This is a genomic window from Wolbachia endosymbiont (group A) of Melitta haemorrhoidalis, assembly GCF_964273365.1.
GTDB lineage: Bacteria > Pseudomonadota > Alphaproteobacteria > Rickettsiales > Anaplasmataceae > Wolbachia > Wolbachia pipientis.
Window position 1 is genome coordinate 562,093 of sequence record NZ_OZ187004.1, and the last position, 14,898, is coordinate 576,990.

Annotated in this window: 13 protein-coding genes; 8 read left to right on the forward strand and 5 right to left on the reverse strand. The window is 35.0% G+C overall.

What is annotated here, in order from left to right; translation table 11 throughout:
• The first annotated feature begins 478 nt into the window (after window positions 1-478).
• The 4 genes from ACICPZ_RS06535 to hemA all read left to right on the forward strand — a co-directional run bounded on the left by ACICPZ_RS06535 (window position 479) and on the right by hemA (window position 7,329).
• Window positions 479-748: a hypothetical protein gene (locus ACICPZ_RS06535; protein ID WP_244663114.1), complete on the forward strand. Its 270-nt coding sequence runs from the start codon at window positions 479-481 to the stop codon at window positions 746-748.
• A 608-nt stretch (window positions 749-1,356) separates the two neighbouring features.
• Complete coding sequence (gene htpG / locus ACICPZ_RS02935) at window positions 1,357-3,252, forward strand: molecular chaperone HtpG (RefSeq protein ID WP_182309722.1); 1,896 nt, start codon at window positions 1,357-1,359, stop codon at window positions 3,250-3,252.
• Between the two features lie 38 nt (window positions 3,253-3,290).
• On the forward strand, window positions 3,291-6,056 hold the full coding sequence (locus tag ACICPZ_RS02940) for a hypothetical protein (RefSeq protein ID WP_264374110.1): 2,766 nt from the start codon (window positions 3,291-3,293) through the stop codon (window positions 6,054-6,056).
• A 64-nt stretch (window positions 6,057-6,120) separates the two neighbouring features.
• Window positions 6,121-7,329: a 5-aminolevulinate synthase gene (gene hemA, locus ACICPZ_RS02945; protein ID WP_264373642.1), complete on the forward strand. Its 1,209-nt coding sequence runs from the start codon at window positions 6,121-6,123 to the stop codon at window positions 7,327-7,329.
• Window positions 7,330-7,447: 118 nt separating this feature from the next.
• Here the strand turns inward: hemA and ACICPZ_RS02950 are convergent, their stop codons facing one another.
• The 4 genes from ACICPZ_RS02950 to ACICPZ_RS02965 form a co-directional block, all read right to left on the reverse strand.
• A complete protein-coding gene (locus ACICPZ_RS02950) occupies window positions 7,448-8,143 on the reverse strand; it encodes an inositol monophosphatase family protein (RefSeq protein WP_006279720.1) in 696 nt (231 codons plus the stop codon).
• A gap of 8 nt (window positions 8,144-8,151) precedes the next feature.
• Window positions 8,152-8,718, reverse strand: coding sequence for an elongation factor P (gene efp / locus ACICPZ_RS02955; protein WP_006279719.1), 567 nt, complete (start codon window positions 8,716-8,718; stop codon window positions 8,152-8,154).
• 62 nt (window positions 8,719-8,780) lie between these two features.
• Entirely contained in the window at window positions 8,781-9,287 is a 507-nt protein-coding gene (rimM, locus tag ACICPZ_RS02960; protein WP_006279718.1) for a ribosome maturation factor RimM, read from the reverse strand.
• Between the two features lie 14 nt (window positions 9,288-9,301).
• Window positions 9,302-10,477: an aspartate aminotransferase family protein gene (locus ACICPZ_RS02965; protein WP_065094478.1), complete on the reverse strand. Its 1,176-nt coding sequence runs from the start codon at window positions 10,475-10,477 to the stop codon at window positions 9,302-9,304.
• Window positions 10,478-10,542: 65 nt separating this feature from the next.
• Between ACICPZ_RS02965 and ACICPZ_RS02970 the strand changes: the two genes are divergently transcribed.
• The 4 genes from ACICPZ_RS02970 to ACICPZ_RS02985 all read left to right on the forward strand — a co-directional run bounded on the left by ACICPZ_RS02970 (window position 10,543) and on the right by ACICPZ_RS02985 (window position 14,336).
• Window positions 10,543-11,970 carry a sensor histidine kinase gene (locus tag ACICPZ_RS02970; RefSeq protein ID WP_209473279.1) on the forward strand — a complete coding sequence of 476 codons (1,428 nt, stop codon included), beginning with the start codon at window positions 10,543-10,545 and terminating at the stop codon, window positions 11,968-11,970.
• Window positions 11,971-12,159: 189 nt separating this feature from the next.
• Complete coding sequence (bcp, locus tag ACICPZ_RS02975) at window positions 12,160-12,627, forward strand: thioredoxin-dependent thiol peroxidase (protein ID WP_010963157.1); 468 nt, start codon at window positions 12,160-12,162, stop codon at window positions 12,625-12,627.
• A gap of 16 nt (window positions 12,628-12,643) precedes the next feature.
• Window positions 12,644-13,741 carry a DNA replication/repair protein RecF gene (gene recF / locus ACICPZ_RS02980; RefSeq protein WP_138264925.1) on the forward strand — a complete coding sequence of 366 codons (1,098 nt, stop codon included), beginning with the start codon at window positions 12,644-12,646 and terminating at the stop codon, window positions 13,739-13,741.
• Window positions 13,742-14,165: 424 nt separating this feature from the next.
• The gene (locus tag ACICPZ_RS02985) at window positions 14,166-14,336 is read left to right on the forward strand and encodes a hypothetical protein (protein ID WP_156518141.1); all 171 of its coding nucleotides are present in this window, start codon (window positions 14,166-14,168) and stop codon (window positions 14,334-14,336) included.
• A gap of 72 nt (window positions 14,337-14,408) precedes the next feature.
• Here the strand turns inward: ACICPZ_RS02985 and ACICPZ_RS02990 are convergent, their stop codons facing one another.
• Entirely contained in the window at window positions 14,409-14,753 is a 345-nt protein-coding gene (locus tag ACICPZ_RS02990; RefSeq protein ID WP_038198436.1) for a TrbC/VirB2 family protein, read from the reverse strand.
• Window positions 14,754-14,898 lie beyond the last annotated feature (145 nt).

A 14,898-nucleotide genomic window follows, 5' to 3' on the forward strand; every position in this document is an offset into this window, starting at 1 on the left:
TATTTGCTTTCGCCAATCTACAGATTAAAAGGTAAGGATTACTTAATGTATCGGCGTCTTATGTTCAACTTTTTGCAGTATATAGATACTGTATGTCTTTACAAAACTTCATCTACATCTAGATTTTTATCTAAATAAGCTGAACGCGCTTATAAAGCGTTACAAGACATCAAAAAATGCCAATACTCGACAGAGATAGTAAAAGACTAGCTAACTCGGGGATTCTTTGTCTTTTTTTCTGCTTAGTAAATTTCTTAAACATTTGCAGCGTAAGTTAGTTGCAATTAAAAGCAGCTGAATTTCGCTTGTCAAGCGTTTAAAACATAAAAAACGCCAATATTTTAAAGCGGATAATAACCCCAGGGCTTCTTTTGCCTTTTTTTTTGTTTGGTAAATTTCTTAATGTTTGTGGCTGAACGACAACCGTCATCCCGCTACTTGTTAGCGGGATCTCTTGTTAGCGGCTGAGATACCGCGAATGAATCGCGGTATGACGGTTCGCGGCGGCATGACGATAAGGTTTATACCTTGTCATCCCAGTGCCCAAACACTGGGATCCAGTTTTCTTTACAAATTCACCAAAAGTGTTTCATTCTATAACATAAAACCCATACTCACCAAATCCAATGCATTACTTGCAATTAAGTTTCCTGGATCCCAGTGTCTGGGCACTGGGATAACAAAGGAGGACGTTATTCCAGTGCCAAGCACTGACCATTTCTGGTCTCTTAAATTGCAACTAATCTAAGTATTAAAAAATTTACCAAGCGAAAAAAAAGGCAAAAAAAGCCCGATGGTTGGCTAGTTACTTACATTATACTTTCAAGTATGGCGTTTTTTTATTCTAAACGCTTAATAACCGTGACTCAGCCGCTTTTAAGCCGCAACTAATCTAAATTATAAACGTTAAGAAATTTACTAAACAGAAAAAAAGGCAAAGAAACCCTAGGGTAGCTAATTATTCACTATCCATTTTTTAAGTTGGCGTTTTTTGATGTTTTAAATAGCGTATTTCAGCTTGTGTAGCTAGAAATTTGATAAAGACATGAGGTGCACATAGCGCAAAAAATTAAGCATGATTTACGCCAAATACATTAAGTTTTTTTGTCATTAATCCACTGCAGAGATTGCGAAGATAAATAAATAGCTTCAGTTTCATGATAAGGGGGCTGGCGAAGGGTGTCAAGGAAGTTTTTCGTTTCATCCAATGCGCTGCCAAAAGTTTGTTATGCAAGAGATCCCATAAATTGGGTGTCATAATAACTACACCCACATTAATTTTGGTGTACGTGACCTTGAAAGATCGTGATTCAATACTTAAATTATTAGGGTAGTAGGCAAATAATGGAGCTCAAAATGCATAATGTACAAGAAACTGAAAATTTAAAATTTGACGCTGAGGTAGGGAAAGTACTGAATATAGTGATTCATTCACTTTACACCAATAAAGACATTTTTCTGCGTGAATTAATATCAAATGCATCAGATGCATGTGATAAGTTGCGCTATGAATCTCAACTAAACCCTAATTTGCTAGATTTGAGTGACGAATTAAAAATCACTATCAGCTCCAATAAAGATAAGAACGAGCTATATATCACTGATAATGGCATTGGAATGAATAGACAGGATTTAATAGACAATCTTGGTACAATTGCAAGCTCTGGTACGCAAAAGTTCTTGGATGCGATTAAGAATAGCAAGGATTCAAGCCAAACTGTGGAGCTGATTGGGAAGTTTGGTGTTGGTTTTTACTCAAGCTTTATGGTTGCATCAGAAGTAATAGTAGAATCGAGAAAAGCTGGAGAAGAGGAGTCTTGGATCTGGCAATCCAAAGGAGATGGGGAATATTCAATCAGCAAGTCAGATAATCAAGTCCCTCGCGGAACCAAAATTACGCTCATTATGCATCCTGAAGAAAACGAGTTTTTAGATAAATTTCGTGTTGAAAATATTGTCACTACTTACTCTGATCACATAAATTTTCCTGTTGAATTTATAGACGAAGAAGGAAAAAGTGAAAAGTTAAACAGTAAGGCTGCAATTTGGACTAAGCCAAAAAATGACGTTACTCAAGAGGAGCACAACGATTTTTTCCGCAGTGTTGCTCACGTTGGCGGGGAGCCCTGGATGATATTGCATAATAAAAATGAAGGTGCAATAGAATATACAAATTTGCTTTATGTTCCTTCTATAAAACCTTTTGATTTATTCCATCCAGATAGACGTTGCTCTGTGAAGTTATATGTAAATAAAGTATTTATCACTGAAGATAACGTACAGATTATACCACAATACTTGCGTTTTCTGAAAGGCGTGGTTGATTCACCGGACTTGCCTCTTAATATCAGCAGAGAAACGCTGCAGAATAATCGTGTTGTTGAGCAGATCAGAAAATCTCTCACTAAGCGTGTGATATCAGAGCTCGGTAAAAAAGCAAAAGAGAATTTAGAGGAATATACAAAATTCTGGACCAATTTTGGTGCAGTTTTAAAGGAAGGTCTTTGTGAAGCTATGCCAACTGATGAGAGAGAAGCACTACTCTCAATTTGCAGATTTCATAGTACTGGTGATGAGAAATTAGTCAGCATTGATGACTATATAAGCAGAATGAAGCCTGAGCAGGAACATATCTATTATCTCACCGGAAATAGCCTCGATTCAGTGAAAAACAGTCCGCAACTTGAGGGGTTCGTCAGTAAAGGGCTGGAGGTTCTTCTGTTCGTTGATCCAGTGGATGATTTCTGGACTAGTGTAATTCATGAATATAAAGATCAAAAGTTTAAGTCTGTGACTCGCGCTGATGTTGATTTGGAAAAATTCTCTTCAGAAGAAGATAAGAAAAATGAAGAAAACAAATCGAATGAAGAAAAAACTGAGGAAACTATATTGCAATATTTTACCACAGTGCTTGGAGATTCAGTAAAAAGCGTAAAAATTTCCAAAAAATTGACTGATAGTCCCGTATGCCTAGCGGTTGATGAAGGTGCTATGGATCTTCGCATGGAGCGTTTTTTGCGTGAACAAAAGCAGCTAAATTACCGCACGCCAAAGGTGCTTGAAATTAACACTAAGCATCCTGTAATAAAGAGTATAATGAAATCTTATGCTGAAAGTGGTGAAAACCCAACATTGGAGGACATGGTTCACTTATTGTTTTACCAAGCTTGCATCGTGGAAGGCGAAGAGATGGATGACGCGAGCAGCTTTGCTAAGAGACTGAATAATTTGCTTGGCAAGATTTCTGTTTAATGCTATACTTAGCTTAGCTGCTAGTTAGGAGGTAAAACATGTTTGGTTCCAATTTTAGAGACTTTGTATCACAAGATACAACTTCACAGGGCCAATCAAATTCTGAAAGATTAATCAAAAGTTGGCATGGTTTTGAAAAACCAGATTCTGAAGATTCAGGTATTGAAGAAGAGTTTGAAGTTTTAGATAGCGAAAGTCAAGAGATACCAGCTACTCCATGTAGCACACCCCCTGAAGATCTAAGTTTAGAGAATGCAATACTTGCAAACTTTCCTGATGGTTGTGATAGGTCGTTTACTGTAGAGTTAAAAGATGAAGATTCATATGGTATCATTCCTAAAAACTTAACTTTTGCTGAGATTATAAATATCTTAAATCAAGCTATACAAGAAGATAATTGTGAAGAATTAGACAAGGTTGTACAAAATATTGAAGATTATGAAGGCAGGTCTATTACGCTGGATAATGAAAATCTCAAAGATTTCTGTTCAAATCAACTTAATTTGGAGTTACAAAACGGAAGCAACCATCAACATATATATTCAAATGTACTATCACAATATAAATTTGATCAAGAGGGTTTCAAGTATGATTATTTAGTAAAAGAATTGGTACTATTGGCAATTGCAGCTAATGACAAGCTAGTAGAGCAATATCAGGATTTTCTTTTTGCTGAAGGAAATTTAAGTCTTTTACCTGTACTTGTTGGTGGTCAAGAATACGTTAAAGCTTTTATAGGAAGATTCCATGATACTGATGGGATTTATGATAAATTAAAAGATCAATCCATACAACTTGGCCAATCCAATAAGATTGGCTTTTTCTCAGTTATAGCATTAAGAAAAGAGCAAGAATTATTAAATGCAGTTTTTGTCGAATACGTTTTAAGAGATTTTGGACAGGTGTTAAAAACAAGTAAACCTGATCCTTTGTATGGTGTGCTTGAAACAGCGTCTCTGATCAAAAATGAAGAATTCATCACGATAGTGCTAGATGCATTTGAAAGATATATTAATGAGCTAACTAAAAAAGCCTCAACAGAAGAGTTATTAAAAAAGAGCTTTGCTACCTTGTTAGAAACTGCGATAAGCCAGGAACACACATCTGTCATTGAATACCTGTGCAAACGATACACTAATAGTGCAGATCGTGCCATTTACGATGTATATGAACAAGCATTTGCAGATGATAAAGTTATTACAATACTAAGGCAACAAATCCTGAAAAACATAGGAGCTCGTGGCAGAAAAGAAATTTATGATTTAATTCTGAAAACTGCATTGGATGCTGGTAATATTGCATTTATCGAGCACTTGTGTGAAAAATGTGCTAAATGCAGCAATGATGTTATTAATTATCTTGATCATAAATCTAAAAACAACGAGTTTGATGAAATATATGAATCAATTCTGATTGCATTGTCTAATACTGAAAGTCAAGACATTATAGTCAGTGTTCTAGCTCATGTTCAAATTTATCAAAGCATACTCAATAATAAACAGCAAGTAGTCAGGCAAACCATACAAAATATACTGAGAAATGCAATAAAAGAAGCTAGTTATGGAGTTGTTGTACCCTTATGTCAGCATGTTGACCTAAAATTCGCAGCTCTTCAGGCAATATGCAAGGAAGAATTTGAGAAAGCTTTACCAGTAATTGCAGAACAGCTTGAAAAAATAAGTATGGAACTTTCTCCAAGTATGACTCGTAATGAGTATCAAAAAAATAGAGATACTTTGAGTCATCTATATCTAATTAGAAATTTGTTAGAAAGTAGTAAATTAATCAATACTTCCAGTAAAGCAAATATACAGACACAAGCGAATACACAAGTTAATAAAAGAAGCAGCAGTGATAATGCAGTATCACCTGTTATAAAAGGCGATACGGCTGTAGTAAATGAAGAGAATAACAATCAACCAAGCAGTCAAAGAAACCCAAAATCCAAAAGTGCTGGCAGTCAACAGACAGAAAAAAATGTTCTTGCAGGGGAGGAAGAAAATGCTATCTTAAATAACACAGGGGTTTCAACGCAGGAGCCTTTAATTAATAATTTTGAGGAGGGTGAAATCAAAAAAGGCAGCGGAAAAAAAGGTGTTAAGCAACTTGCCAGTCCTGTTAAGAAAAAGATTGATGGACTTATAAGCAAAACCAGTACTAACTCAAGAGAAGAACTCGAAAATATTCTAAAAAGTAACTCTCCTACTCTTGTACTACAATATGTAAAAAATAAAGAAGGTCCCTTTAAGGGTAAAGTAGAAGAAATTAAAAAAGAAATTAAAAACCATAATACAAAACAAGGTAATGTTAATATTTCACTGAACAACGATTTGCCAAATTCAGGAGACCAATCTACAAGTTCTAATAATACCGGAAGCAATAGTACACTTACCACAACTCCAGAAATTACGGGTTGTGAAAAGAAGTTGGGGGTAAGTGAAGTTTCTTCGAATGCTGACAATGTGTCTACAATTGGAGGTGTTATTAACAGTAAGGAAAAGCCTGCAGCAGTAGAAAAAACTAGTGCTATAAACAATCAATCAACCTCTATTACTGCAACACAAAATACGCAAAAGAGTAAGTGGCCTACCATAGCTACATGGACGTTAGCAGTAGCTGGAGTTGTTTCAGGAGTAGCTATTGCAGTTTATTTGGAAATGCTAGCTGCAGGAATAGCAGTTGGAGCTTGTTGTCTGGTTGCCGCTGCAATTATATACTACTGTACACCTAAAAGCCAAGTTGAAAACAACGAGGTTGAAAAATCTTTCAACACGGGGAAAGTACCTACTGCCGTACATGTATAATAAATATAGTAGTTTACCATTTAATAATTTATTATAATTATGTTAATTAACGGTAAATAAGGACTTGGTAAACTACGAAGAAATATTCTTGAATAAAATAAAAGATATAAAAGATGAGGGGCGCTACCGTGAATTTACGCACTTTGCGTCATTACCAGGTAGGCTCCCCCACATTATGGACTATGAAAGAAATAGGGAAGTAATAGTCTGGTGCAGTAATAACTATTTGGGAATGTCACAAAATGAGAGTGTAATTGCCGCTATCCAAAATTCATCTGTTGGTGCTGGAGGAACAAGAAATATATCTGGTACAACAAAAGAGGTTGTTGAACTTGAAAAATCCTTAGCTTGTTTGCATAAAAAAGAGGCTGCTTTAACTTTTGCTTGTGGCTACCTCGCTAACCAGACAACACTTAGCACTTTATCGTCTGTTATTCCGGGCGTAGTAATTTTTTCAGACGAGAAGAACCATTCTTCGATGATAGAAGGCATAAAATCAGGAAAAAGGCCAAAACATATATTTAAACACAATGATGTTAATCATCTAGAGCAGCTACTTAAGTCTATAGACAAAAAGACACCAAAAATCATAGTACTTGAATCCGTATATTCAATGGATGGTGATGTAGCTCCGCTTAAAGAAATATGCGACCTGGCAGATCAACATAATGCAATTACCTATTTGGATGAGGTGCACGCAGTTGGTATGTATGGTTCACATGGTGGCGGAATTGCAGAAAGAGAAGGTCTGATGGATAGAATAACCGTTATTCAAGGTACACTATCAAAGGCTTTTGGAGTGATGGGTGGGTATATAGCGTCTTCAAAGAGCTTGGTAGATGTAATAAGAAGTTCCGCTCCAGGATTTATTTTTACCACTGCTATGTCGCCTGTTTTAGCAGCGGCAGCAAAGGCAAGCGTTGAGCACCTAAAATCGAGCAACATTGAAAGGGAAAAGCAAAAGCAAGTCGTTGAAAAAGTAAAAAACTCACTGAGAAATGCAGGAATTAACTTCATTCCAACAGAAACTCATATAATTCCAATAATAATTGGCAACTCAGAGTTATCCAAAAAAGCATCAAAATTATTATTTGATGAGTATGGAATATATGTTCAACATATAAATTACCCGACAGTTCCAAGAGGAACTGAGCGTTTCCGTATTACCCCTACACCTTATCATACCGATGAAATGATAGAGCATTTAACAGAATCTCTTGTAAAAGTTTTCGAAAAGTTGTCTATCTCTGTAGCCTGTTTATGCTATAGCTAGTACAGCCCTACGTCATACCGCGATTTATTCGCGGTATCTCAGCATGGATTCCGCTAACAAGTAGCGGAATGACGAGTTTTACGCTTATCAAATTGTAGGTAAACATAAATTACTTTAGCTATAGTTTTATATCTCCAGCAATGATTAGCCCGTTGTCTTCCGTTAGCCTTCCACCGCTTTCTTGCAGAAAAAGTCTACCGAGCAAGGCTTTATATTTGTTAACTCCAGAGTAAATTATTCCACTGTGCCTTCCTGCCGCAAGGTATGCAAAGCCTAAAATTGTTGAACCTATGGAGCGTACATTACTATTGCCAGGCAGCAATTTATTTAACAAATTACCACTTACATCTATTAGACCCCCTTCACGGCTTTTCACTCGCATTTTTACATGACGAGATCTAAAATCCTCAAGAAAAGCACCTTTCTTTTCTTCTGCCCAAAAAGTTTCTCTAAGAGCCGGAGCATCAATTACAGCTGCCACAACTTTATTTTTATGAATGAGACAGACTGATACTGCAAAATAAACCATGCAACTAGAAAAGTTCTCCCTGCCCTCTATAGGCATAATAAACCAGGTATAAGTGTTATCTTTTACTTCTTGATCAGTATCATCTTCAAAAATAAAACCATAGTCTCGTTTGTAGTCGTGCAAGCAATCGTATATGGTTTGCTTGGATTTTGAATAAGTTTTATTAATAAAGTCTGCTGATTTAACATTAGAAATTTGCAATTCATTAAAATCGCGCATAAGCTGCTTGGAAGCATTACGCACAGAATCAAGCATCACATTAATTCGTGGTGATGAGAGGGACATTCTTCCTTTTACTCTTTCACTCTTTCATAATAGCTGTCACCTGGAGTATATACTACAATTTTATCCTCTTCTTTTATAAATTGAGGCACGTTAACGCGCATTCCGTTTTCCAAAATTGCAGGCTTATAAGAAGCAGTAGCAGTTTGTCCTTTAATAACAGACTCTGTTTCTTTCACAGCAAGTGTAACATAATCAGGCACATGCGCAGAAATTATTTTGTCTTGATAAGCTACAACTTTAATTTTCATGTTATCCTGTAAATAAATTTTTTTTTCTCCCAATAAGTCCAAATTTATAGTGATTTGCTCGTAATTACTTGGATGCATAAGATTTACAATGTTTCCTTCAGTGAAAAGGTAAACATATTCCTCTTCATCTAAAATTGCCCTTCTGATTGTTGCATCAGAACGAAATCTTTCATAGTGTTTTGCTCCGGTTTTGATGTTTTTCATTTCGGCTTGTATGTATGCACCACCTTTACCAGGTTGAGTATGCATAATACCTACAACCAAAAATAATCCGCCGTTATGTTCCAACACCTGACCTGGTCTGATATCGTTAGCTCTTTCTGCCATAATTACATTTTCAATTTGATCTTATAATTATAAATAGCTTTATATAAATATCAAAGTCTTTATTAGTCAATAAATTCTGGTATATTTAATACTATATACCTCCCCTTTATATTTATATGTGGAAATATCTCTTTAGTGAAAGACAGCATAATACGTTTTTTTGTGCTGATAACTAAAATTTCTAATATATCCCCTGAGCCGAAATTATACACAGATTTTACATAGCCATATAATTCATTACTTTTCAGCCTTACTTCCATATCTACAAGGTCACTTTGGTAAAATTCATCCTCATCATTTAGCTCTGGTAACTTGCTTCTTTCTATATATAGCTTCTTATTCCTTAAAAGCTCTGCTTCATTACGGGAATTTACTCCGCTTATTGTAGCTATTACTAAATTATCACCTATGACGGATACTGAGTCTATTTTATAATTCTCATCACCACTTATTAGCTTACCATATAAGGAGATATTTTCAGGCTTTTCAGTAAAGGTTTTTACTTTAACAGCTCCTTTAATTCCGTGAGGAGAGGTAATAATTCCTAAGCATACCAGATTGTCGTTCATATTAATGCAAGTATCTAATCAGAAGATTTCTCAGATAAATATTGAGTCAAAATCTCGATGCCTTCATCAATCTCTTTTTCAGTGATAATGAGTGGAGGTAAAATTCTCACAACGTTATCTGATGTTACCCCAACAGTAAGCAAGCCGCGATGACTTAACTCTTCTGCAAACTTTTGATTGTCTGCTTTCACTTTTATTCCAAGCATTAACCCTTTCCCTCTTACTTCCTCTATTATTGGAAATTTACTTGCTAAGTCTTCTAGTTTATTTTTTAAGTATTTACCTCTAATTTCAACATTTTTCAAAAAGCCGGGGCTGAGCAATTCTTCGAGCACAGCATTCCCTACTGAGGTTGCAAGCGGATTGCCACCAAAAGTGGAACCGTGCATACCAACTGCCATATATTTAGCAGCCTTTTCAGTTGCAAGACAAGCCCCCAGCGGAAACCCCCCGCCTATTCCCTTTGCAAGAGCACATATATCAGGTTCCACTCCTATATGTTCGTATGCGAATAATTTTCCTGTCCTACCAGCCCCGCATTGTACGCAATCAAAAAATAACAATATGTCATTTTCATCACACAGCCTTCTTAGTTCTTTCATAAAGACTTCATTCATTACTTTGATACCACCTTGCCCTTGTATTGGTTCTATTAATATAACGCCTATACCACTTGAAATTGCTTTCTTTACGCTCTCAATATTGGGCTCGATGTTATCACACCAATCAATGTAGGGATTTAGTAATTCAGAAAATTTCTGTTTATCGTTTGTAGCACAAGTTAAAAAGGTTCTTCCATGAAATGCACCATGAAATGTTAAAATTCTGTGACGATTTTTATTGCCTTTTCCATTTTGATAGATCCTAGCAATCTTAAGTCCACATTCTACTGCCTCTGATCCAGAATTTGAGAAAAATACAGTGTCAGCGAAACTATTGTTTATTAATTTTTCTGCAAAATTATTGGCAGCAGGTATATTATAGGTATTTGATATATGCCATAATTTTTCTCCTTGCAATTTAAGAGCACTAATTAATCGCGAATTAGTGTGACCTAAGCTACTAACGGCTATTCCGGAGTGAAAATCTACGTAGCGCTCACCATCAACATCATATAGGTAGATACCTTTGCCATGAGAAAAATTTATATTAACAGGAGAATAAACTGGCAAAATAGGAGAAATTGTCATAAAATATTATATGCTAAATTTTATTATTAATAACATAAAAACCGTTGTTTCACAATAAGAAGGATATGTATAAGCTAGGTAAATTGATGTTTTCTGCGTTGAAGAAAAACAAATACACAAAAGTTATTGTATTACTCTCATCGATCTTTATGATTTTATTCAGTGTGATATATTGTAATCATTTACTAAGGAGTAATTTCCTTTCTTCTTACCGTGATTCAAGTGTAAACTTAAAAAGCGTACTGGAAAATGGCATAATAAAAAAATACCATTATTTACTAATAGAAAAGCATCACATTAAATACAAAAATTTTGACTACATAAACCAACTAGTAAAACTACGTGCTGAATTATTACAATCAGTGAGCAAAGTAAAGGATTTCAGCTTAATACTGTATGATCAAAACGGCAGAATAATATTCAGTAATTTTAACACTCAAGATTATGATTATGAACAGTTACTTACAAACGATGAAATTGATAAACTATTAAGTAACCAAGAAATATTTTATACTACAGGAAATACATTAACTTCTATTTTCCCTATATTCCATGAAAATAGCGTTAAACCGTCGTTTTTTTTGAAGATTCTTCGAAACTACAATAATTCTTATGTTATAGCATATGGCCTGTTTTTAACATTTTTGGGCCTATTATTAATAATCTTAATATTAATAATGTTCTATTTGCACTTTTCTAATACCCAAATGCTAGCCAAGCAACATAAAACTAACATTGAATTACAGCAGATAAAAGAGACATTAGAGCAAGAAAATGCAAACAAGCTAAAGTTTTTTGCAAGCGTTACACATGAATTACGCACACCTCTTAATGCTATTATTGGATTTGCGGAGTTGATCAAAAATAAAACTTTAGGTTCAATGGATAATTCTCAATACAAGGAGTATGCAGACGATATATATAATGCAGGAACACACTTACTTACCTTAATTAATGATGTGCTCGATTTTTCTAAAGCTGAATCAAGTAGTTTAACAGTAGAAAAAGTGAAGTTTAACCTGAACAAAATAATGGATTCATGCGTAAATATGCTATTACCTAAATTAAAAGAAGCCGGGATTAATTTAAAAAAAGAGATGACTAATAAACAATTATTAGTCATTGCAGATCCCAAGAGAATGAAACAAGTTATAATAAATTTATTATCAAACTCAATCAAGTTTACTCCCAAAGATGGTTTAATAAGAATGGTGATAAAAGAAAATATAGAAAAAAACTTATTAACTATTGAGTTTCATGACAATGGAATAGGAATAATGCAGCAGGACATATATAAAGTTATGTCTGTTTTTGGCCAAGCAGATTCGGGGTATAGAAACGAAGGTACGGGCATCGGATTGCCGCTAAGCAAGAAATTAGTAGAGTTAATGGGTGGAACTTTTGACATTAAAAGTGAAGCAAAACTTGGTACTACGATAACATTGAACTTCTTTTATGAAGAACAAACATGTGAAGATTCGATTGATTTTTAATAGGATCTATTTGATATGGCCTTACATCAGACGAAAACCACACTTTATCAAAAGCGGCAAGCCGAGAAGGTAGGCAGAAATTCATCAATAAGCCCCCATCAAGAATCTTATCTGTTAGCTATATATAAAATTTGATACTCTGACTACAATATACTACTATAGATGGAAGTGTTATTAATGGAGCAAGGTATGGAATTAGCAGTAGGAAATAATGCACCCGATTTTAGCTTGCCAGCAGATTCTGGTGAAAATTTATCACTGAGTGAATTTTTTGATAAAAAAAATGTAGTTCTTTATTTTTATCCTAAAGACGATACTCCGGGTTGTACAATGGAGGCAAAAGGCTTTAGAGATAAAATAGATGATTTTTCTTTCCTTGACACAGTGATAATTGGTGTATCAAAAGATAGTGTTAAGTGTCACACTAACTTCAAAGCAAAATATTCTCTGCCGTTTTCTTTAGTTTCTGATGAGAATGCTGAAATGTTGGGAAAATATGGTGTTTGGGTAGAGAAAAGTATGTTTGGCAAAAAGTATATGGGAATAGAACGCACTACTTTTTTAATAGATAAAAAAGGTAAAATAGTGAAGATCTGGAAAAATGTAAAAGTTAGTGGACATGTTGATGAGGTTCTGGAAGAAGTAAAGAGAATATAAACTAAAGAATAGGTTAATGGCTACCCATTGCTACATAAAAAAGCTGAAATTACATAATTTTCGTAGCCACTCAAACTTTGAACTGGATTCAGATGATAGCTCAGTTGTAATAACTGGCAAAAACGGTATTGGTAAAACTAATATACTTGAAGCAATCTCGTTGCTTGCTAAAAGCAATGGAATGAAAAAAGCAAAAGCCAGTGAGATACAAAATAGATTCAGTAATGAAGATTGGGTAGTGCACTATGATTTTTTTAATGGAATGGATTTTAATTCAATTGGTATCGCAAAGAGTTTTGATAAGAAACTAATACAAATTGATGGAAAAACGCAATCGAGTTATTCATCTTTGTATAAGATATCCAATGTAATATGGCTGATTCCACAAATGGACTATGTTCTTCTCAATTCTCCAAGTGACAGATTAAAATTTTTAGACCGTATAGTCTCACTGTTTGAGGAAAATTACACTTGCTGCTACATGAAACACAGAAAAGCTAAACGTGAGCGAAGTAAACTGTTGAGAGAGAACACCTTGGACGAAAATTGGCTCTCTAGTCTTGAAAACATAATGGCCGTTAATGCAGTTAGTATTTTACGTATGCGATCGTCTGTTTTAAAGACACTACAAGACACAATTGATAACCATTCCAGTGAGTTTTTTCCGAAGGCAAGTTTGAAATTCAGCAGCCAGCTAACTTTGGACGATACTGCAGAATATTTTCAGAATCGTCTAAAGGAAAACAGAGAAAAAGATTCATTGACTGGTAGAGTAACCTTTGGTGTGCATAACGATAATTTTCGGGTTTTTTGTCAAAAAAGAAACGTACCAATAAATCTGTGCTCCACTGGAGAACAAAAGTTATTACTGCTTTCTATTATTTTATCCAGTGTAAAAGCAAGGTGTATTCATTACAATAAGGCACCACTTCTTCTACTTGATGATATAATGTCTCATCTGGATAAACATTACAGAAAGGCGTTAATGGAGGAAGTGTTAAGTATTCAATGTCAAACTTGGATAACTGATGTAAATCAAGATAATTTCAATAGCTATCTTTATTCTTTCAAGTTTTTTGAATTATCAAATGAATTAAATGCAAAACTTCCTTGACAAACCTCGCCAGCCCCCTTATCATGATACTGAAGGTATTCAGTTATCTTCATCTGTGCAGATTAAACAGCAAGAAAACAACGTAGTTGGCGTCTTATTTTTAATTTTTTACACTATGTGCACCTTATGTCTTCACAACATTTCTGGGTTTTTACCTATATAAGCTGAAACGCGCTTATAAGTCGTTTAAGACAGTATAGTACGCCGATTTTGCAGGATTAGAGAGTGACAACTAGCTAACACGGGGTTTCTTTTGCCTTTTTTTCTGCTTAGTAAATTTCTTAAACATTCAAACTAAGGTGAGTTGCATTCAAAAGCAGCTAAATTGCAGTGTTTAAGACTTAAAAAACGCCAATACTGAAAATAGACAATGACCAGGGCTTCTTTTGCCTTTTTTTTCGTTTGGTAAATTTCTTAAATATTTATGGCTAAACGACAACCGTCATCCCGCTACTTGTTAGCGGCTGAGATACCGCGAATGAATCGCGGTATGACGGTTCGCGGTGACATGACGATAAGCCTTGTCATTCTAGCGCGTGGCGCTGGAATCCAGACTTTAACTTATATGATTACAGAAAGAGAATTTATTAGGTAGTTATAGACACTGAAAGTGGTAAAACTTACCACTTTCAAGTAAGGAAAACTACGTTTACGCCTTCTATAATTTCTATGGATTATTCACTACTGCACCGTCTTCACAAATCACACCTCCTGGTGTTATTTTTGAAACGACTACAGGAGCGCCAAAAAACACAGCAGTAAATGCACCGAGTGCAAAAAGCGCTGGCCATGGCATTCTGCCAAATATCGCAAGCAAAGCTGCACCTATTATCACTATTGTGATCATCGGCCCACCTATGCCGTGAGTATAGCCTATTATCTTGCATATCACTGATGATGTTATATCACTTTCATCAACAAAAACGGTGTTGGTGGTGCCACCACTAGTATTAGCATTTGCATCAAACGCAAAGGAGAGAATTAACGCCACAAGTAGAAGAAAATTTTTCATTACGCCTCCTATAATTTCTGTTTCATGTTTGATTATCTATCGCTTTGATTAAATTTAAGTAAATGGTGAGGGTTCTAGTAAATTTGTCATCCTATCAGTTTATAAAAATTCCCGGATCTCAGTGTTATTCACTTGGACAACATTT